The sequence below is a fragment of the Aeribacillus sp. FSL K6-1305 genome (assembly GCF_038050115.1).
GTDB lineage: Bacteria > Bacillota > Bacilli > Bacillales > Aeribacillaceae > Aeribacillus > Aeribacillus composti.
On the sequence record NZ_JBBOQV010000001.1, the window covers coordinates 1,740,386 to 1,760,701 of the forward strand.

Sequence of the window (20,316 nt, forward strand, 5' to 3'; positions counted from 1 at the left end):
CATGAAAGACAGCGTGTTTATTTATTCCCCTTTATTTTTAAATTATAAATTTAGTAATAAGCACCCATTCAACCAGCTGCGAGTAGAATTAACAGTTGATTTGCTAAAAAAATTGAAAGCGCTTGAAGATGATGAAATAGTTGAACCAAGATTTGCAACAGATGAGGAGCTGGAGCTTATTCATGATGCCGGCTATATTCGTGCAGTAAAACAGGCAGGGGAAGGAAAGCTGTCTGAGCATGAAGCTTTAAACTACGGACTTGGTACGGAAGATACACCTATTTTTCAAAACATGCATCAGGCCAGTTCTCTTATTGTTGGCGCGACATTAACAGCAGTTGATCATGTCATGATGGAAAAATCGAAGCATGCCTTAAATTTAGGCGGAGGTCTTCATCACGGCTTCAGGGGGAAAGCGTCTGGATTTTGTATATATAATGACAGCGCAGTGGCGATTAAATATATTATCGAAAAATATGGGGCAAGAGTGCTGTACATTGACACGGATGCGCATCACGGAGATGGTGTTCAATGGTCGTTTTATGATGAGCCAAACGTTTGCACACTATCTATTCATGAAACTGGGCGATATTTATTTCCTGGGACAGGAACAGTTCATGAGCGGGGACAAGGTTCTGGATACGGTTTTGCCTTTAATATTCCGTTAGATGCATTTACCGAAGATGAATCATGGCTAAAAGTTTACAAAGAGGCCGTTACAGAAGTTGCAGAGTACTTTAAGCCTGATGTCATCGTCACTCAAAACGGAGCTGATGCCCACTATTTTGATCCACTAACTCATCTTCACGCCAGCATCAATATTTACCGGGAAATCCCGAAGCTTGCACATGAAATTGCCCACAGCTACTGCGATGGAAAATGGATAGCTGTCGGCGGAGGAGGCTACGATATTTGGCGGGTTGTTCCAAGAGCTTGGTCGCTCATTTGGCTGGAGATGAAAAATTTAAGCTGCAAAGCACAAGGGGCTCTTCCGAAAGAATGGCTGGAAAAATGGCAGGAGAAATCTCCCGTTGAATTAATCCCAACATGGGAAGATCCCGATCCGTTATATCAACCGATTCCAAGGAAAAAAGAAATTGAAGAAAAAAACAATCACACTCTTGAATTGGCTCTGCAATTCATCCGGCAGCAAAGGGAATATAATGCAAAAAAAAATGTTAACGGCCAAACTTTTTAAAAAAGCTTGGCCGTTTTTTCTTCAGCTTAAAAAGATTATGATTTTGTCGATTGCCGAATTTCAATACGATGCGGGAGTTCAACAATATGATTATCTACTCCCTCTTTGTTCATCAATTTTGTTAACAGGCGCATCGCAACCGCACCGATATCGTAAGACGGTTGGACAACGGTTGTTAATCGCGGACGAACCATAGTCGCCAAACGAGTATTGTCAAAGCCGATGACATCAAAATCTTTCGGAATTTCATAGCCTTTATCTTGAGCGGCATGAATCACGCCCAATGCCATTTCGTCCGTTCCAACAAAGATTGCAGTCGGTTTTGGCGACAGCTCCAACACTTTGTCAAATGCTTCAATCCCGGATTCGTAGGAATAATCTCCTTCTATTACAAATTGTTCATCGTATTTGATCCCTGCCTCTTCAAGTGCACGTATGTATCCTTTAAGCTTTTTCACTTTATTCACAGGCTCTTCCATCGGCCCGGATACATAGGCAATATGTTTGTGTCCTTTATCGATTAAAAACTTAACCGCATCATAGGCTGCCTGTTCATAATTGATATTAACAGAAGGCAGTTCATTGTTTTCATCAAAAGTTGATGCAAGCACAATAGGAACCGGTGAACGTTTAAATTCTTCCACATGCTCCTCTGTAATATTGCCGCTCATAAATACAATTCCATCCACTTGTTTCCCTAAAAGAGTGTTAAGCAAATGCAATTCTTTTTCTTTATTTTGGTCAGAATTGCTTAAAATAATATTATATTTATACATCGTTGCGATGTCTTCAATCCCGCGAGCCAATTCTGAATAAAATGTGCTTGATACATCCGGTATAACAACACCTACAGTCGTCGTCTTTTTGCTAGCCAGCCCTCTTGCGACCGCATTTGGCCGATAGCCGAGACGCTCAATCGCTTCCAATACTTTCTTTCTAGTTGTCGGCTTTACATTCGGGTTGCCGTTTACAACTCGTGAAACTGTCGCCATTGAAACGTTCGCTTCACGTGCAACATCATATATCGTCACATTATTCATGATCAACACTCCTCATCTAAATGATCTATATCAAATAAATAACAGTCTCTTCCGTATAACTCTTATCATACGATACAAAGCATTCGTCCGCAATGTGCTTGGCGTGTTTTCTTATATTTTTACCTTTTTCGTTAAAAAAATATGTTCATTAAAGTATATCCTTCATTAAATAATGTAAACGATCTACGCAAAAAAAGGAACCTTAAAAGGCTCCTTTTTTAAAAAATAGACGATATTCAATTAGGCATTTACTTTCGCTAATGGTCTTAATTCAGAAATAAACTGATTGAATTGCTCAATATTCATTTGCTGCGCAGAATCTGACAAAGCTACTTCCGGATCCGGATGAACTTCAGCCATAATACCGTCTGCCCCAATAGCAAGAGCAGCTTTTGCAGCAGGAATTAGAAGGTCTTTCCGGCCTGTTGAATGAGTGACATCAACTAATACAGGCAAATGTGTTTCCTGTTTTAAAATCGGAACTGCTGTAATGTCCAGCGTGTTTCTTGTAGCGCGTTCATACGTGCGAATTCCGCGTTCACAAAGAATGATTTGATCGTTACCTCGAGAAATAATGTATTCCGCAGCATTCATAAATTCTGATAACGTTGCAGAAAGACCGCGTTTTAACAATACAGGCTTGCGAACAGATCCTGCTGCTTTTAACAATTCAAAGTTTTGCATGTTCCGTGCCCCGATTTGGATGACATCGATGTAATCAAGGGCCACATCAATATCTTGAGGCGACACAATTTCACTAATAACTGCCATATCAAACTCATCAGCAATTCTTTTTAAAATTTTTAAGCCTTCAATGCCTAAACCTTGGAAATCATATGGTGATGTTCTAGGTTTAAATGCACCGCCTCTTAGCAGCTTCAAGCCTTGTTTCTTCGCTGCTTCCGCAACAGCAGCTACTTGCTCATAGCTTTCTACCGCACAAGGACCGACAACAAAGTATTGGCTGCCATCCCCGATTTTTTCGCCTTTGACGTCAACGATTGTATTCTCTTTCTTTTTCTTTCTTGATACTAACAATGCTTTTCGATGATCGTCCTCTTGAAGCTCTAATGCCGCTTTAAATATTTCCTTAAAAATATGCTGTAAAGTGGAATCTTCAAATGGACCATTATTATGTTCTTTTATTAAATCGAGCATTTTTCGTTCACGGACAGGATCATATCGGTTAACTCCTTGCGCTTCTTTCGCTTTCCCAATTTCTTGAACAAGCTTGCCTCGCTCGTTAATTAATTTTAAAATTTGCAAATTGATTTCATCAACCCGTTCCCTAAGCGCTTCTAATTCTGTATAGCTCATTTTTTCCACCCTTTCACATCCGTCAAAATTTTAAGCATTTGATTTTAATTAGGGTTTATTATAAACCATATTCCTTGAAATGTCACTAAAAATTTCTTTATCGATTAAACGCTTTTAAGCGGTAAAGTGTTTATTTTTTTCAAAATATTTTCTTCAGTTCTTCACAAGTCATTTCCCAATGATCATCATGCCAGATAAAATTATTATACAATATTTGGGGGATTTATGTTTCATTTATATTATGTTTCAGTTATGGAATCGGACAATTCTTGTACATGTAAACTAAATGATTAGGGCTTTGGCAATCAGCAGCAAAAGCTTAAAATTCTTGAAAACCTTGCCGGCTGATGGACTTGTAACACTGTTCGAAAAATATTCCCCATGAAAATTTTCACGCTCTTTTCCTCTATTCGCTGCCTATTTTCCTGTAAACGAAAATCATCGGCTTGTTTGCCGATGATGATTGTCTTGCCAAACCTATGACTTTGTTTCTTTATTGTTTTCGCTTTGAAGCTCTTCATCTGAGGCTTGTGAAGTGTCAGTCAAATTTTCTGTTTTCTGACTTTGTTCGTCGTCAAGCTCGGTGTCAGCGGAATCTGAAGGATTTTCTTTTTCAGAAATTTCATTTTCATTGCTTCGTTCCTTTATTTTTTTTACCAAGCCCTCAGACTGCTCTTGGATTTTCTGTTGAATATTTTGTGATTTTTCTTTTGCCAAGCTGATAAACTGTACTCCTTTTTCATATGCTTCGCTTGTAATTTTTGATGTTTTTTCCTTCACTTTTCCCGCCTGATCATTAAAATTTTCGCGAAGCTCTTTTCCTGACTTTGGCGTAAGCAATAATGCGGAAGCTGCCCCAACAACAGCGCCTATAATAGAACCTATTATGAACCCTTTTTTATTCGTGCTTTTTTTTGACATGTTTGCGCCTCCTGTTTTTTAAGTAAAATTAATTAATCAGTTTGCTTCTTTGATCGTTTTCTCTGCTTTACTTTATCAATCAATTCCATCACAGCATTTGTCCACTGGATGGCTTGAGCAACTTTTTCTTCATTTTTTTCCAATTGTCCAGTTACACTCGCTGAAACTTTTTTCATAGACCGATTAAATTGTTGAATGGATGTTCCAATCTCTTTTACGGCATCCACCACTGAGTTGACCTTCTCAGATTTTTTCTGAATGTCTTCCGCCAATTGGTTTGTTTTATGAAGCAAATCTGTTGTTTCTTTTGTAATGCCCTCCACCTGCTTTTCAAGGCCCGCAAGCGTCCCGGCTACTTGATCGAGTGTAATGCGCAGAGATTTTAATGTTTTGGCTAAATAAACAACTAACACTGTAAAAGCTACAGCTATTAGCGCAATGCTTGCATATAATATGAATTCCAACTGCTGCACCTCCAAGTAAAACCAATAATACAATTCCCTAATTTTTCGGAATGCAAACATAAAATCTGCAATCATTTATCTATTCGACATTTTGTCAATTGAATCCTTTCGATCATATCAAAAATAGAACAAGTTTTAAATCCAATCAGGAAACGCTACAATATTATTGTATAACGAAAAAAAAGGAGGCCGGCAAGTTGAAAGATCCAAGAATCGAAAAATTGGCAAAAATTTTAATTCATTATTCATGCCAACTGCAAAAAGGCGAAAAAGTGCTTATTGAAAACTTTGGTCTTGAGAAGGAGCTTGTGATTGCTCTCATCCGCGAGGCTTACAAAGCTGGCGGGCATCCGTTTGTTTCCATTAAAGATCATCAAATAAACCGAGCTTTATTGCTTGGAGGACAAGAAGAACAATTCGAAATGATGGCTGATTTCGAAGCAAATGTCATGAAAGAAATGGACGCATACATAGGCCTCAGATCAGGCAAAAACATTAATGAATTTGCTGACGTTCCAGAAGAAAAAATGAAGCTGGAAGGCAGAACAATCGGGCAAAAGGTGCATCGTGAAATCCGCGTTCCGAAAACAAAATGGGTGGTTCTCAGATACCCGAATGAATCCATGGCACAGCTTGCAAAAATGAGCACAGAAGCGTTTGAAGACTTTTATTTTAATGTCTGCACTCTTGATTACGAAAAAATGGATAAAGCGATGGATGCGCTTGTTGAACTGATGAACAAAACTGACAAAGTACATATTAAAGGTCCTGGCACTGATTTGACTTTTTCAATCAAAGATATTCCTGCGATTAAATGTGCAGGACGCATGAATATTCCTGACGGTGAAGTATTTACAGCGCCTGTTAAAAATTCTGTGAACGGTACCATTACGTTTAATACGCCTTCTCCGTACCAAGGATTTACATTTGAAAATGTTCGGTTAACATTTAAAGACGGAAAAATCATTGATGCGTCAGCTAATGATACAAAACGATTAAACAGCATTTTGGATACAGATGAAGGAGCAAGATATATCGGTGAATTCGCCATCGGTGTCAATCCATACATCCTTCACCCGATGCAGGACATTCTGTTTGACGAAAAAATCGCTGGAAGCTTCCACTTTACGCCAGGGCAATGCTACGATGAAGCGTATAATGGCAACCATTCCAATATCCACTGGGATTTGGTCGTCATTCAGCGTCCGGAATATGGAGGCGGAGAAATTTATTTTGACGACGTATTGATCCGAAAAGACGGGCTGTTTGTCATTCCGGAATTGGAGCAGCTAAATCCTGAGAATTTAAAATAGTGCATTCTTCGCTATAAAAACAAAACGACTGTAACATTTTTTGTTACAGTCGTTTTGTTTTAAACACACAGCTTTTCATAGGCATCTTGATATTTTTGAATATCTCCTGCACCCATGAATAAAATAACGCTGCTTTCATGCTTTTTCAAAACTTTAATGTTCGTCTCATCGATTAACTCTGAATGTTCAATTTGCGCCTGCAAATCTTTAATCGTGAGGTTCCCTATGTTTTCACGGGCAGAGCCAAAAATTTCGCATAAGTATACTTTGTCGGCGCTTTTTAAACTATCCGCAAACTCATTAAGAAATGACTGTGTTCTTGAAAAGGTATGAGGCTGAAAAATAGCAACAATTTCCCGGTCAGGATATTTTTGCCGCGCAGCTTCAATTGTTGCTTTTATTTCCGTAGGATGATGGGCGTAATCGTCAATCAGCACTTGTCCTCCGAAATTTTTGGCGCTGAATCTTCTTTTTACGCCTTTAAACGTTTTGACGCGCTCCTGAATAACATCAATTCCAATATTTTCGTATTGGCATAACGTAATAACCGCCAGCGCATTTAGAACGTTGTGATCCCCGAATGCAGGAATTTCAAACGTGCCGTAAAACGTATTCCGAATATATACATCAAATACAGTTCCCGTTGTGCTTTTCACCACATTTCTCGCTTGAAAATCGTTTTCCTCATGAAAACCGTAATATAATACCGGAACTTTCGCTTGTATTTCCTGTAAACGCTCATCATCTCCGCAAGCGATAATTCCTTTTTTCACTTGTAAAGCCATTTGCTGAAATGCTGAAAAAACATCATCCAGATCACGATAATAATCAGGGTGGTCAAAATCAATGTTCGTCATAATCGCATAATCCGGATGATAGGATAGAAAATGGCGCCGGTATTCACATGCTTCAAAGACAAAATATTTGCTGTTTTGAACTCCTTTTCCCGTTCCGTCTCCAATCAAGTATGAGGTAGGAAAAGCACCTTGCATAACATGAGACAGTAAACCGGTTGTAGATGTTTTACCGTGCACGCCAGTTACCGCTATGCTTGTGAATTTGTTCATCAATTCCCCTAAAAATTTGTGATAGCGGTAAACCGGCAATTGAAGTCTCTTTGCTTCTTCAATCTCCTCGTGTGTATCTGGAAAAGCATTACCAGCTATTACAGTTAAACCAGGGTGAATGTTATTTTTTGAAAAAGGAAATATTTGAATTCCCCGTTCCTCCAAGCCTTTTTGTGTAAAAATATATTTTTCAATATCAGATCCTTGTACATTTTCATTCATATCATGAAGGATTTGAGCTAAAGCACTCATCCCTGTTCCTTTTATGCCAACAAAATGATAAGCAGTCATATAAGAACCTCCAACAATCGTCTATCTGTAAAATAATATATGACGAATGACTAGTTTTGCAACTATAATATTTATTTCCTGCAAGCTTCATAACGCAATATTGTATACTTTTAGTTTTTCCTAATTGAAAGCAACGTATATCGTTTTAAATCGGCATTGCCAAAATCAGCCCAACATTTTAATAATATCATGTTCAGTACATCTCAACTACTCTCTTTTATTGTTTTCAATTGTTCTTCTGACACTAGCACGTCTCGCGGCTTGCTTCCTTTCGGCGGGGAAATGATCCCCTGCTCCTCCATTAAATCAATCAATCTGGCCGCTCTATTATAACCGATTCGAAAACGGCGTTGAAGGCTTGAAGCCGAAGCATGCCCCTGCTCTACAACAAACTCGCAGGCTTCATAAAAAAGATCATCTTCTTCTGCTTGGAAATTTGTTTTCGCAAGCAATTCCTCTTGTTTAAACAAATAATTGGGAGCCATCTGGTTTTTTACATGGTGAACGACGCGATCAATTTCATCATCAGAAACAAAAGTTCCTTGAACTCTTACCGGTTTTGCAGAACCGTTTTCTAAAAACAGCATGTCTCCTCTTCCTAGGAGTCTTTCTGCACCGGAAGTATCAAGAATCGTTCTTGAATCTATTTGCGATGATACGGAAAATGCTATTCTTGTAGGAATATTCGCCTTTATTAAACCGGTTATAACATCAACAGACGGTCTTTGTGTGGCAATTAATAAATGGATGCCGCAAGCTCTCGCTTTTTGGGCAATCCGGCAAATCGCCTCCTCCACATCGTTCGGCGAAACCATCATTAAATCAGCGAGCTCGTCAATCACAATCACGATGTACGGCAATCGTTTCTCCTTTTCCTTGTCGCCGACTCGTTCATTAAATTTCTCGATATCTCGAACGCCTACATGGGCAAATAATTCATACCTTCTTTCCATTTCATCTACCGCCCATTTCAGTGCAGCAGTAGCTGCTTTTACATCCGTAATAACAGGGCTGACGAGATGAGGTATGCGGTTATACGGTGCAAGCTCCACCATTTTTGGATCAATGAGGAGCATTTTCACATCATTTGGAGTTGCTTTATAGAGCAGGCTGACTAAAATCGTATTGATACAAACGCTTTTTCCTGACCCTGTAGCTCCCGCAATCAAACCATGCGGCATTTTTTTCAAATCCGTCACAATCGGCTCCCCTGAAATGCTGAGGCCCAGAGCAACCGTTAACGGAGAGCGGTTGGCTTGAAAAGCTTTCGACCGTAAAATCTCTCTTAAAAAAACCGTTTTGCTTTTCCGGTTTGGCACCTCAATCCCTATTGTGTTTTTCCCCGGTATCGGAGCCTCAATCCGGATGTCTTTTGCAGACAAGCTTAATTTAATATCGTCTATCAAGTTAGTTATCTTGCTCACTTTTACGCCGGGTTCAGGGTGAACCTCAAACCTCGTGACGGAAGGCCCTTGTGACACATTGACCACTTTTGCATTGACATGAAAATTTTGCAGCGTAAGATCGAGCAAATTCTTTTGCTTTTCTATCCACTGATCATCCGCTTCTTCCTCAAACGGCTGAACGTTCAGGAGGGTGAGCGGCGGAAACAAATAATTTTGCCGTTTTTCCTTTACTTCAAGCTTTCGTTTATCTTGTCCAAACATAATGACATTATATGGAATAATTGTCTTTTCGTTTTGATTTGATGAAAGCTTTCCTCTGGAAACAGGCTTTCGTCTGTCAGCGGACTTTTTCTCTAAATGCTTTGGATCCGCTTCCTGTTTTAGGCTCGTCTCCTGTTTTGGACCTTCCTCCTGATTTAGATCTGTTCCTTGTTTTAGATCTGTCTCCTGTTTTAGATTCGTCCCCTGCTTTAGAACTGTCTCTTGTTTTAGATCCGTCTCCTGATTTAGACCTGTCCACTGTTTTAGATTCGTCTCTTGCTTTGATCCCGTCTCCTGGTTTAGATCCGTCCACTGTTTTAGATTCGTTTCTTGCTTTGATTCCATCTCCTGGTTTAGATCCGTCCACTGTTTTAGATTCGTCTCTTGCTTTGATTCCGTCTCCTGGTTTAGACCTGTCCACTGTTTTAGATTCGTCTCTTGCTTTGAATCCATCTCCAGCTTTGAAGCCTCGACCGATTGAGCTTCCTCAGCTTCCCGCTGTTTATCCTCCGAAGGCGGTGCTGTTATTTCAAAATATGAATCCTCAGCTTCGTGATCTTGTGTTTTTGATATTTCTTTTTCATAATCGTTTTCATATTCTATCATTTCATTTATTTCTATTTCTTCTGCTGCAGCAAACTCCCTTTGCACTTCTTTTTGTTTTTCCAGATCATTGACGAAAATATCATGTACGTCTATGTCCGTCTGTTGCTGATATTGCTCTTCAATTTTTTTGAAAAATAAATCGTCTCTATTCCTTGGTCCAAATCCAAAAATCGGTGAAGGGATTTCCGTTGGCTGAAAAGATTTTCTTTCCTTTTGTGCGCCTTGTGCACTATTCAGTCGAGACTGCTTGCGTTCAGAAGATGTTTTTGCTTTTGATTTTGCCGCATCCGCTGGGCGTCTCGTTTCTCGCAATGTTTCATCATCGGATATTAGCGGAAACCGAAAGTTTCCTTTCGGATATTGATATGTAACTCTAGCTTGCATCTCTAATCTATCGTCAGTTAATGATTGATCTTTTATTTTTTCAGTAGAATTGTTTTTATCTATCTTTCTTTCATATTCTTCTTCCTGATTATCGAAAAACAACCGCAACAGTTTTGACAACCAGCTCATCTATGATCACTCTTTCATTCATACTAATCTCATCCTATATTTTATCAATAAAAATACTTTTTGGAAGTTTAAAAAGCAATGACAAACATTAATATTATATTGCTAAAATCACAGATTTAAAAATAAATAAGACTCCCTGTATAAACAAGGAGTTTATTCTTTATTTTTTATATTTTCGATATACATTATTCGTTCAATCAGAGGCGGATGATCGTAACGTAAAAATTTCACTATTTTCGGCGGATTTATTTCGCTGCGGCTAAATTTCGCCAAATGTTGAAATGTTTTTACAGCCGCTTCCTCGTTTTTTGTCATTTCAATTGCATATAAATCCGCCTGTTTCTCTTGATACCTTGATACTATGCCGGATATAGGGCTTGAAGCGAACGATAACATCCCCAGCAGCAAAAGAAATAGAGGAAGCGACGACAATTCACGTATAGATTGAATGTTCAGCCTTTTTCCCCATCGATTTGTACAAAAAATCATTAACCGATGAATGATATATAAACCTGCCAAGGAAAGAAGCAAATACCCGGCTATTCCGATATAGATGTGCTTCATCACATAATGTCCCATCTCATGAGCCATAATGAATAATATTTCATCTTCGCTTAATTTATTTAACGTCGTATCCCACAAAACGATTCTCGAATTTGATCCTATTCCTGTCACATAGGCGTTCAACGCATTTGTTTTGGTGGACATATCCACTTCATACACATGCTCCGCGGGAATATCTGCTTTGGAAGCTAGCTGTAAAATTTCTTCCTCCAGCTTTTTATTTTTCAACGGGTAAAAATCGTTGTACAGCGGATCAATGATTACCGGCTGAATAAACATTATAAACAATGTGAATGGTATCGATGCAAACCATGCCCAAAGCCACCAGCGCTTTTCAAATTTTCGAATAATGATGTATAGAAACGTGACGACAACCGCCATTAAAACATAATTCACAAGAAAATCGGTCACTTCATCCTTCAGCCACGAGTTCAACGTCTGGGTCGAGATTTGAAAATCCTTTGACAGTTTGTAGTTCAGCCAGCTGACAGGTAATGTTAGTAAAGTGACAAGCAATGACAGCCAAAAATAGTATAAAGCTGTTTGGACTATAAAAAAACGGGATGCTGTTTCCGCCCATTGCTGAAATGTTTTTGAAATCCCAAAGCTTAGCACAATAAAAAAGATGATCCACTCTAACGGAATGGATATGAAAAATACCAAATTTTTCAATTGCGAATAATTTTCTGACAGCTGCAGCTCCTCTGCCGTTAAAAACGTTTTCGGATCGGCAGCAGTACCTTCAATTCCCTTCGGCAGCTCATAACCCGTCCAGAAGAATAAATAGAAGTATAAAACCAAACCGTAAACTGCATATAATAAAATGATCGTTAGAAGACACTTTTTCAAGCCGAATACCCCCTTGAGCTTAACTCCCTCCTTTAGTAGTTTAGATAAAAAAACATCGTAATAGAACTGCTTTTCCAAAATATTTAGAAAAAGAAGCTGTAAAAAGATAAAACGGCAATTGAACAAATAACTACAAAAAAGACGTTGGCTCCGAAATAAGCAGCAATGAACGCTGTAAATGCACCGACTGCTCCAAACAGGAAATCCTCGTGAATAAAAAAGACCGAGGGCACGATCAATGCACCTAATGTTGCATATGGTACATTTTTTAATACATTTTGCCAAAACGGAGGGAGATGTAATTGACTGAAAATAACAAAAGGAAGCATTCGCGGTATGTATGTCACAATGCCCATTCCGATAATCAACCAAAATATTTGGCTATTCATCTTGCTGCACCTCTAATTTTCTAAAGATACATTCCACAACAACGGAGGAAAATAAGGACGACAATGCAATAGACCAGCCTATAGACAGCCGTCCGGTCGTCAATAAAACGGAATTTATCACTGCAGATAATAAAGCTAGTACGATAATTTTCCGATGTTTTTTTAATGAAGGAACCAATAAGCCGATGAATAGGGCATATAGAGCAATTCCCATGCTTTCCTGTAAGAAAGCGGGCAAATTTTCTCCAACTATATAACCGATTCCAGAATTGATCACCCAGCTGCTATATGCCATCAAGCATAGTCCAAACATATATGGTGCTGTGACCATTTCCTGTCTGACAGCCGCAACTGCATATGTTTCATCTGTTACACCAAAGCCGTACAGAGCTTTTTTCCAAATGGAGTCTTTCTCCACTTTCTCATTTAATGATGCTGACATAAGGAAATGGCGGATGTTTACAATGAAAGTTGTCATAATAATTTCCCAAGCACCAACATGCGCAGCAATTAGGCTTAATGACATATATTGAGCCGCTCCTGCAAAAACGATTGCACTCATCATCACCGTTTCCGCAATCGAAAGTCCCGTTCTTTCAGCAAGAAGGCCGAAAGCGATGGCAACGGGGAAATAGCCGATGGCAATGCTGATTCCTGCTTGAATGCCTTGGATTAATTCCGATTTATATTTTGCCAATGCTGTCGAATGCAATCGGAATCACCTCCATTTCTAGTTTTCCGGATAATAAATGATCACATAATATTTAACTTTTTGATCCGTTATATTTTTATAATCATGCTTTTTGTCCGCTGCAAATCGGATCGCTTCCCCTTCGCGAACAACATAAGAACATCCATCAATTACAATTTCTAAAGCTCCCTTTTGAATGAACAAAATTTCTTGCACCCCATACGCATGTTCATCCGATTGATGGACATGTCCAGGCTCTAAATGTGCTTCAAACACCTCAAACGGCTTGCCGATTTCAAACGTAAACATCGGGTATACTTTATACTTTTCATCATCATCAGATATAGCCGGTATGTTTGATAAAGATATTTTTTGAACGCTTGGCGCCTCCTCCTTCATCAAAGCGGAAAATGATACATGAAGTCCGTTCGCTATTTTCCACAGTGTGGAGACAGTCGGATTCGCTTCCCCCCTTTCAATTTGTGCAAGGATCGCTTTGGAAACGCCTGTCTTTTCAGACACCTTGTCGAGGCTTAGCGCCATCCTTTTTCGGATTTTACAAAAATTTTCCCCAATAATTTGCTGAATCGGCTTCATGTTTTCCTCCTTTTTTATGTTTTGTTTATTATATCATACATTTGTTTTATATATTGAACAAAATTGCATTTAAAAACCTCTCCCCTGAATGGAAAGAGGTAAATATCAGCTTAAGAGCACCCGGTCAGATACTGCATCTTGAATTTTGGCAAATTCGTCCATTAATTTCGGAATGGTCAGTTTTACTTTTTCTTCAGCAGATGCCTCAAAAATGATTTTTCCGCGATTCATCATCAGCAATCTGTTTCCTAGATCAATCGCCTGCTGCATATTATGTGTAATCATAATCGTTGTTAAATTATATTCTTCAATAAATTTTTTCGTAAGCGACAGGACGACCTCTGCGCGTGCGGGATCTAATGCGGCTGTATGCTCATCAAGCAATAATATTTTCGGTTTCGTAAATGTTGCCATCAAAAGCGACAACGCCTGTCTTTCCCCGCCTGACAGCAATCCTACTTTCGCATTTAAACGGTTTTCTAATCCAAGCCCTAAAAGCGACAGCTGCTCCTTAAAATAATTTTTCCGCTTATTCGTTACACCTCTGGCCAAAGTTCGTTTATGAACACGGCCGTAAGCGATCGCCAAATTTTCTTCAATGGTCAACGTCGGCGATGTGCCTGACAACGGATTTTGAAACACTCTGCCGATATATTTTGATCGTTTATGCTCAGGAAGTGTTGTTATATTTACGCCGTCAAGCCAGACTTCCCCCTCATCGGGAAACAGCTTTCCAGCTATGATGTTCAGCAAAGTCGATTTCCCTGCGCCGTTGCTGCCAATAATCGTAATAAAATCGCCTTTTTCGACCTCTAAATGAATTCCATCTAAGGCGATTTTTTCATCCAATGACCCTTCGTTAAACACTTTATGAATGTGTTTTAGCTGAAGCAACTTGTTCCCCCCGCTTTCTTGCCAATTTTCTTTTTTTCTCACGCCGTTTTTCAAAATATCGCGGGATGATTAACGCCAAAATGACGATACAAGCTGTAATTAATTTTATATCGCCTGTTTCAAAAAAGTTAAATCTAAATGCAAAGGCGACTATGAAACGATAAATGACAGCACCGATTATAACAGCTAAGGTAGCCCGAACAATCGTCTTGCTGCCGACAATTGCCTCTCCAATAATAACGGAAGCAAGCCCGATCACAATCATTCCAATTCCCATATTGGCATCGCTGAAGCCATTATATTGGGCGACAAGCGCACCTGACAAAGCAACCAAACCATTTGACAATCCTAATCCTAATACTTTAAGAAAGTTTGTATTCGCCGAAAAACTTTTAATCATTTCTTCGTTATCTCCGACAGCTCTTATAGCAAGTCCGATTTCCGTTTTTAAGAAGTAATCAAGGATGAGCTTTAAAAAAGCGACCAATAACACCATTGAAATGATGACTGACCATGTGGTCGGGGAAAAAGAAATGACGCTCTTAACGGCTTGATCGATCGGTGCCAGCGCATCGGCCAGCTTTGAGAAAAGCGTTTCCTCCTGTAAAAGCGAAACATTCGATTTTCCCATAATTCGCAAATTAATGGAATAAAGAGCGATCATCATTAATATACCGGATAACAACGGATTAATTTTCCCATACGAATGCAAAATTCCCGTTAAGATCCCAGCTAGAAAGCCGACAATCATTCCGGCAATCGTCGCCATAACAGGATGAGCTCCGTCTATGATCATGACGGCTGCGACGGCAGCTCCAGTAACGAAGCTACCGTCAACCGTTAAATCTGGAAAATCTAATATTCTAAAAGATAAATAGACTCCGAGAGCCATTATTGCGTAAATAAGTCCCGCCTCAAGTGAGCCATATACTGCTGTCAGCATGTAAACACCCTTCCAAATTACTCAATAAACTCTGCTTCTTTGCTCCACTCGTCTAAAATCTTAACGTTCATCTCAGCTGCTGCTTTTTTATTAATGAGAAGCTTTAAGTTTTGCGGATATTGAACAGGCAGTTCAGACGGCTTTTTCCCTTCTGTTAAAATTTTTGCAGCCATTTCTCCTGCTTCATAGCCAATATCATAATATTCAAATCCGTACGCAGCAAAACCGCCTTTTTTGACTGAATCTAATTCACCGACAAACAGCGGGATATCGTTTTCATTTGCAACGGAAATAACCGAATCAAGCGCAGAAACAACGGTATTGTCAGTGATAATGTAAAAACAATCGACTTTGCCGACAAGAGATTCAGCAGCTTGTTTCACTTCAGCTGAAGTAGAAACAGAAGCTTCGACAATTTTCAAATCCGTTCCTTCTGTCGCTTTTTTAACAAGGTCAATTTGCGCAACAGAGTTTTGTTCGCCTGAATTATAGATCATTCCTATTCTTTTGCCATCTAAATATTGATCAATAAATTTCACCGTTTTCGGTATGGCATCAGGATGGGTATCAGTTGTTCCTGTTACATTCCCTCCTGGATTTTCCATCTCTTTCACAAGCCCGGCGCCGACAGGATCTGTTACGGATGTAAATACAATTGGAATATCCTTTGTAGCATTTGCTGCAGCAAGTGCACTAGGCGTTGCATTCGCAAAAATTAAATCGACGTTATCTCCGACGAAGTTATTCGCAATCGTTTGGGTATTCGATTGATCCCCTTGAGCGTTTTGAATATCATAATCTACATTTAACCCTTTATCTTTAATTGCTTGTTGAAATCCCTTCAATGCCTCATCCAGCGACGGGTGCGCTACAAATTGAGTGATACCAATTTTAAATGTTTCTTTCTTTCCTTCTTCACTATTGCTTTCGCTGCTGGACCCTTTGCTGCTTCCACAACCTGACAGCACGAGGAGCGCCATCAAAAAAATTCCTCCGATTGCTCCTATCCTAGTTTTCAAAATTTTCTTCCCCCTTTTTTACTTTTATGCTTTAAATTATAACAATATATTTTTGATTTTCAATTATTTTCTGACGAATTTTCCAAAAAAATAAGGATGCCAACATACTGCATCCTTACAGAAAATGGAACACTATTCTGTCAAAATGAAGTTTGCAAGTAGCTTTAAGTTTATGAAATGTTCGGCAAAAGGCTGTCCCATAATTTTGCTAATATAATTTCTCTTTAATCAATATGTAACGACAACCCTGTTTTCGCCAGCTTGATCGATCCATTAAAAATCGTTTTAGCTTCTTCTATCAATTCTTCATGATTGCCTTTATGAGGCAAATGAGTCAGCAAAAGTTCTTTTACATTTGCTTCCTTAGCAATTGTCGCAGCTTCGTGGGAATTCATATGCCCAAACTTTTTGCCGTCTTCATTCGCATACATATTGCATTCGCATATAAGCAAGTCCGCATTTTGGCTGAATGGAATGAATTCATTTTTAAAGCTTGAATCTGCCGTGTATACAACCGTTTTATGTCCTGAAGTAAATCTCATGGCAAAACAGTCAACAGGATGATCTGTTTTTAAAAATGTAATCGTAAACGGACCGATCGAAATCGATTGATCAGGATCGTATGAAATTCCTTTTGTCACATTCAAATGTGTGAGTCTGTCAAATTCTTTTGTATCAAGGCTATGTCCGTAAATGGGCAAAATTTTGTTTGATTTTTGCAGCATGCCGGTAATTTGTCTTGCATATTGCAGCGGTCCAATATCCGCAACGTGATCATGATGATAATGAGAAAGGATCACAGCATCTAAATCTGAAAGTGATACAAAATTTTGCAGCTGTGATAATACAGCACTTCCGCAATCAACTAACAGGTTAAACCCCTTTTCCTGAAATAAATAGCCTGATGTAGCCTCATTCGCTTCTGGATAGCCTCCCCAGAACCCTACAACTGTTACTTTCATCACCCTTATCCTCCTCAATAAGAAAAAAATGTTTTAAAACAGTATTGACATTTTTCATTCTGTTATAATACAATGTTAATAACAACAGCACGGGGGGATAAAAAATGTTAGGACAAAAAATCACTGAATTTTTTAGAAACTTGCCAAGAAAAAAATGTATTGAATGCGGAAAAGAAATCGAAGAACAGCACGAATGCTACGGGAACAAATGCAATCATTGCTTACATGTAAAATAAATTTATTCAGGCAATTCTAAAAAGAATTGCCTGAATATTTTTTCTCTTCTCTTAACCTGTACTAATACACATTGTAATTGGCTAGCTTTGAAGAATCCCTTACAATTAATGTAAGAGGCAAAAGATGCACCTCTCTCTCTTTATACCGTCTCGTTTTTATTTTTTCCATCATCACTTCCATTGCTAAATGACCCATTTCTTTCACCGGCTGATTAACCGTCGTAATCATAGGCTCCATCAGTTCAGTTATAGCCTGATTGTCAAACCCGACGACCGCTAATTCTTCCGGGACACGGACGCCAAGTCTCTTTGACTCAGAAATCATCCCGGCTGCCACTTCATCAGAACCTGTGAAGACCGCCGTTGGAGCTTCAACCATCTCCATCATTTTCCTCAAGACATTTTTTCCGTCTTCAAATGTAAATACATTTCGGAAAATATATTGCTCAGGAAGGTACAATCCGGCTTCACGAAGTGCTTTTCGAAAACCTTCTTCCCTAGCTCTCGAAACATTACTGTTTACATTTCCGCAGCAAAAAGCAATTTTATTGTATCCTTGATCGATTAAATGCTTAGTTGCAACATACCCTCCGTAGTTTTGATCCATATGAATCATCGGGACATTTGCCTGTTCATCGAATTCGTTGCATAAAATAATCGGACCGTATTCTAAAAACGGCTCAACAGCCTCCCAGCCATTTAGCAATGTCGTCATAATCACTCCATCTACTTGTTTCGTTTTTAACAAGTTTAAATAGTCTAATTCTTTTTTTGCTGAATATAACGTTTGACAAACAATCAATTGATAATGGTATTGAGACGCAACGATTTCCAGCGATTCAACAAATTGTCCAAAAAACGGGTTCATAACCCTAGGAATAATGACAGCAATAATTTCAGTTTTTTGATTTCTTAAACTTCTAGCTGAAGAATTAGGTACATACCCTAATTGCTTCATTGCTTCTAGCACTAATTGTTTTTTTTCCTCCGATACGTAAGGCTGATTATTTATCACCCTTGAAACTGTTGTTTTCGATAAACCAGCCAGTTTTGCCACATCTTCAATTGTAGCCACTTTCATTCCTCCAAAAACTTTGGGATCCCTTGATTTTCTTTTGATTATAGATCAATGGTCAACAGATGTGCAATGAATTTTTTATATCTTTCCAGATCGCTTTTTCTAAAAAAACAGAAATGCTAACTTGTTCAACAAATATATATTTTCTTCAATTTGAATTGTCGGACTTTAAACAATGGGAACCAACCAAGGCGTTTTAAAGATCAGAAGTCGGAAGCGTCAAAACTTGCTAAAATGGATGCCTCCTCTGAAAAAATAAGAGACAAGCCTGCCTTTTAAGCTTGTCCCAAATGTAAAAATTGAAGAACATCTTTCACCGCTTTTTTACCTTGATCAATGCAGTCCGGGATCCCCAATCCTTCAAAAGAAGCACCCGTTAAATATATTCCGGGGTATTTTTGTCCCATAATACTTTTTATATTTCTTATGTTGTCAAGGTGTCCGACAATGTATTGTGGCATTGCTTCCCTCAATCTTGTAACAATAGAAAAAATCGGTTCTCCTTTTACCGGCATCAATCGATTTAAGTCATCCAAAACGGTTTGAATGATCACATCATCCGGCTGGTCAACAACCGCTTCATCTCCTGCTTTTCCAACATACGCTCTTAGCAGCGTTTTGCCCTTCGGAGCAGTATGCGGCCATTTTTTGTTGGTCCATGTACAAGCAGTGATCGTATAGCCGCTGTTTCTCGAAACAACAAACCCCGTTCCATCTGCGGGCAGCTGAACAGCTTCTTCCGGAAAAGCCATTGCAACGGTTGCAACAGATGTTGAAGGCATTTTTTTGAAATAAGCGAGTGTTTGCTGCTCATTCGGAAACATAGATGGAATAGCATCATGCTGAGCGGTAATGACTATCGCATCCGCCTTGTCAACAGTTCCGTCAGATAATTCCAAATGGTAGAGATCATCTTCCTTTTTAATCTCCGAAACTTTTATTCCTTTTTTCACTACCGTATGATCCAATTGGCGTTCTATAGCTTCAACAATCGATTGCAAACCAGTTGAAACGGTTTGAAAAATCCCTTTATGTTGCTCCTGTTGTTGTTTTTGTTTAGACTTTTGCGCCTGCTTGGCCATTCCTAAAATTAAACTGCGATGCTTTTGTTCAATTTCATAAAAGTGCGGAAAGATTGCTAATAAACTTAAATTATAAATATCTCCTGCATAAATCCCGGAAAGAAGCGGTTCAATCAAATTTTCAACCACTTCGCTGCCGAGCCTGCGTCCAAAAAATCCGCCTAATGACTGATCTCCGTCCACTTTTTTCTTCGGCAGGAAAAGGTCAAACGAAGCCCGCAGCTTGCCAGTTAAGGAAAACAAACCGGAGGTGGTGAAAGAAGCAATATTTGTTGGCACGCCCATAACCGCTCCTTTCGGGATCGGATGGAGCTTGTCGCCGACAAGGACAAAAGATTGCCCCACGTCATTGTTCACCAAATAATCTCCGAGCCCTACGTCCTTTGCAAGCTGCGTAGCGCTTTTTTTTCGCTCCAAAAAGGAATCCGGACCTCTTTCAATGATAAATCCGTCCCTTTTTATCGTTTCTATTTTTCCTCCTAATCGCGGCTTCGCTTCAATCAGCACAACATCTATTGGAAGATGATTTTTTTTAATTTCTGACTGCAAGTAGAACGCAACTGAAAGCCCAGTTATTCCCCCGCCAACAATTGCTACTTTTTTTCTTCCCATAAA

General features: G+C 39.1%; 19 protein-coding genes. 3 read left to right on the top strand and 16 right to left on the bottom strand.

Annotation, left to right across the window (positions count from 1 at the left end; genetic code table 11):
• The first annotated feature begins 1 nt into the window (after position 1).
• Positions 2-1,198, top strand: coding sequence for an acetoin utilization protein AcuC (locus NST97_RS08375; protein ID WP_063387338.1), 1,197 nt, complete (start codon positions 2-4; stop codon positions 1,196-1,198).
• Between the two features lie 35 nt (positions 1,199-1,233).
• On the opposite strand, the gene ccpA is transcribed toward NST97_RS08375, so the two are convergent.
• From ccpA to NST97_RS08395, 4 genes are all read right to left on the bottom strand, one after another.
• On the bottom strand, positions 1,234-2,238 hold the full coding sequence (ccpA, locus tag NST97_RS08380) for a catabolite control protein A (protein ID WP_341343106.1): 1,005 nt from the start codon (positions 2,236-2,238) through the stop codon (positions 1,234-1,236).
• Positions 2,239-2,478: 240 nt separating this feature from the next.
• Positions 2,479-3,555 (bottom strand): bifunctional 3-deoxy-7-phosphoheptulonate synthase/chorismate mutase, encoded by a 1,077-nt coding sequence (locus tag NST97_RS08385; protein ID WP_341343107.1) that lies wholly within the window; start codon positions 3,553-3,555, stop codon positions 2,479-2,481.
• 477 nt (positions 3,556-4,032) lie between these two features.
• On the bottom strand, positions 4,033-4,476 hold the full coding sequence (locus NST97_RS08390; RefSeq protein ID WP_063387335.1) for a YtxH domain-containing protein: 444 nt from the start codon (positions 4,474-4,476) through the stop codon (positions 4,033-4,035).
• Between the two features lie 32 nt (positions 4,477-4,508).
• Complete coding sequence (locus NST97_RS08395) at positions 4,509-4,940, bottom strand: DUF948 domain-containing protein (RefSeq protein ID WP_063387334.1); 432 nt, start codon at positions 4,938-4,940, stop codon at positions 4,509-4,511.
• A gap of 197 nt (positions 4,941-5,137) precedes the next feature.
• Here NST97_RS08395 and NST97_RS08400 point away from each other — a divergent pair, with 197 nt between their 5' ends.
• Positions 5,138-6,253 carry an aminopeptidase gene (locus NST97_RS08400; RefSeq protein WP_066248885.1) on the top strand — a complete coding sequence of 372 codons (1,116 nt, stop codon included), beginning with the start codon at positions 5,138-5,140 and terminating at the stop codon, positions 6,251-6,253.
• A 59-nt stretch (positions 6,254-6,312) separates the two neighbouring features.
• Here NST97_RS08400 and murC read toward each other — a convergent pair whose 3' ends face one another.
• The 10 genes from murC to NST97_RS08450 all read right to left on the bottom strand — a co-directional run bounded on the left by murC (position 6,313) and on the right by NST97_RS08450 (position 17,305).
• A complete protein-coding gene (murC, locus tag NST97_RS08405; RefSeq protein WP_341343108.1) occupies positions 6,313-7,611 on the bottom strand; it encodes a UDP-N-acetylmuramate--L-alanine ligase in 1,299 nt (432 codons plus the stop codon).
• A 203-nt stretch (positions 7,612-7,814) separates the two neighbouring features.
• Positions 7,815-10,397: a DNA translocase FtsK gene (locus tag NST97_RS08410; RefSeq protein WP_341343109.1), complete on the bottom strand. Its 2,583-nt coding sequence runs from the start codon at positions 10,395-10,397 to the stop codon at positions 7,815-7,817.
• 153 nt (positions 10,398-10,550) lie between these two features.
• Complete coding sequence (locus tag NST97_RS08415) at positions 10,551-11,810, bottom strand: M48 family metallopeptidase (protein ID WP_094244639.1); 1,260 nt, start codon at positions 11,808-11,810, stop codon at positions 10,551-10,553.
• Between the two features lie 83 nt (positions 11,811-11,893).
• Positions 11,894-12,199 (bottom strand): AzlD domain-containing protein, encoded by a 306-nt coding sequence (locus tag NST97_RS08420; RefSeq protein ID WP_094244638.1) that lies wholly within the window; start codon positions 12,197-12,199, stop codon positions 11,894-11,896.
• Complete coding sequence (locus NST97_RS08425) at positions 12,192-12,911, bottom strand: AzlC family ABC transporter permease (protein ID WP_066248896.1); 720 nt, start codon at positions 12,909-12,911, stop codon at positions 12,192-12,194. Before NST97_RS08425 ends, NST97_RS08420 begins: the two co-directional genes overlap by 8 nt.
• 18 nt (positions 12,912-12,929) lie before the next feature.
• Entirely contained in the window at positions 12,930-13,487 is a 558-nt protein-coding gene (locus NST97_RS08430; protein WP_339197133.1) for a helix-turn-helix domain-containing protein, read from the bottom strand.
• A gap of 105 nt (positions 13,488-13,592) precedes the next feature.
• Positions 13,593-14,381: an ABC transporter ATP-binding protein gene (locus NST97_RS08435; protein WP_063387326.1), complete on the bottom strand. Its 789-nt coding sequence runs from the start codon at positions 14,379-14,381 to the stop codon at positions 13,593-13,595.
• Positions 14,356-15,324, bottom strand: coding sequence for an ABC transporter permease (locus NST97_RS08440; protein ID WP_094244634.1), 969 nt, complete (start codon positions 15,322-15,324; stop codon positions 14,356-14,358). The genes NST97_RS08435 and NST97_RS08440 overlap by 26 nt, the downstream gene beginning before the upstream one ends.
• Before the next feature lie 17 nt (positions 15,325-15,341).
• Positions 15,342-16,304 carry an ABC transporter substrate-binding protein gene (locus NST97_RS08445; RefSeq protein ID WP_063387481.1) on the bottom strand — a complete coding sequence of 321 codons (963 nt, stop codon included), beginning with the start codon at positions 16,302-16,304 and terminating at the stop codon, positions 15,342-15,344.
• 263 nt (positions 16,305-16,567) lie between these two features.
• A complete protein-coding gene (locus NST97_RS08450) occupies positions 16,568-17,305 on the bottom strand; it encodes an MBL fold metallo-hydrolase (protein WP_341343177.1) in 738 nt (245 codons plus the stop codon).
• A gap of 104 nt (positions 17,306-17,409) precedes the next feature.
• Here NST97_RS08450 and yhfH point away from each other — a divergent pair, with 104 nt between their 5' ends.
• Entirely contained in the window at positions 17,410-17,541 is a 132-nt protein-coding gene (gene yhfH, locus NST97_RS08455) for a protein YhfH (protein ID WP_065095529.1), read from the top strand.
• 61 nt (positions 17,542-17,602) lie between these two features.
• Here the strand turns inward: yhfH and NST97_RS08460 are convergent, their stop codons facing one another.
• A complete protein-coding gene (locus NST97_RS08460; RefSeq protein WP_063387323.1) occupies positions 17,603-18,616 on the bottom strand; it encodes a LacI family DNA-binding transcriptional regulator in 1,014 nt (337 codons plus the stop codon).
• Between the two features lie 278 nt (positions 18,617-18,894).
• Positions 18,895-20,313, bottom strand: a complete 1,419-nt coding sequence (hemY, locus tag NST97_RS08465; protein WP_341343110.1) for a protoporphyrinogen oxidase — start codon at positions 20,311-20,313, stop codon at positions 18,895-18,897.
• Positions 20,314-20,316: the final 3 nt, after the last annotated feature.